1 pseudogene is annotated in these 1,117 nt (G+C 48.2%); it reads left to right on the top strand.

Annotated elements, in window-relative coordinates:
- Positions 1-1,117, top strand: a pseudogene (locus tag ICN24_RS10280) (hypothetical protein); the annotation flags it as partial.

Here is a 1,117-nt window from a genome sequence, read left to right as displayed (position 1 = left end):
AACTTGAGCTTAGGCCCCATCCCCAAGAGGGCGCCTGCTTCAAAAATCCGCATTGGGTACTTTTCTGCTGATCTGAATAATCATGCGGTAGCCATTTTGACTGCACAGCTCTTTGAGACCCATCGTCGTGATCAATTTGAGATCATTGCATTTTCACTCGGGGTAGATGACCATAGTCCTGTGCGCCAGCGCATGACCAAAGCGTTTGATCAGTTTATTGATGCTAGCCACATGTCAGATATGGCTATTGCCCAGTTAGCACGCCAAAAGGGTATTGATATTGCAGTTGACTTAGGGGGCTTTACTGGCGATGCTCGTATGGGCATCTTTGCCTATCGGGCTGCCCCAATCCAGTTAAGTTATATCGGCTACTTAGGCACCTTAGGGGTTCCTTATATGGATTACCTTATTGCTGATGCCACCATCATTCCGCCAGGCTTTGAGTCTTACTATTGCGAGCAGATTGTGCGTTTACCCAGCTATCAAGTAAATGACTCGCAGCGCAAGATTGCCAATACTGTTTTTACTCGTCAAGCACTGGGTTTGCCTCAAGAAGGTTTTGTCTTTGCCTGCTTTAACAATAACTACAAGATCTTGCCAGCGACCTTTGATCGCTGGATGCGGATCTTAAAAGCCACCCCCGGTAGTGTTCTATTTTTGTATGCGGAAAATGACTGGGTCAAGAGCAATTTACAAAAAGAGGCCAAAGCCAGAGGGATTGAACCAGAGCGACTGGTGTTCGGTGAGCGCTTACCCGCTGATGAGTACCTAGCCCGTTACCAAGTGTGCGATCTGTTCTTAGATACCTTGCCCTATAACGCAGGCACCACCGCCAGCGATGCCCTTTGGGCAGGACTACCAGTACTTACCTTGATGGGCCAGTCGTTTGCTAGCCGCGTAGCGGCTAGCTTACTGAACGCCATTGGCCTGCCAGAGCTCATTACTACTACCCCGGAACAGTATGAAGCCCGCGCTATTGAATTGGCCTTACAACCAGAAACATTAATAGCGATTAAAGCAAAGCTAGCAGCCAATCGCCTCAGTACACCCTTGTTTGATACACCCCTGTTTACTAAACATCTAGAGAGCGCCTATCAACAGATGTATGAGCGTTATC

This window comes from Polynucleobacter sp. UK-Kesae-W10, from assembly GCF_018881575.1.
Taxonomy (GTDB): domain Bacteria; phylum Pseudomonadota; class Gammaproteobacteria; order Burkholderiales; family Burkholderiaceae; genus Polynucleobacter.
Note: the sequence above shows the minus strand (reverse complement) of the source record. Positions and strands in the feature narration are given on the sequence as shown.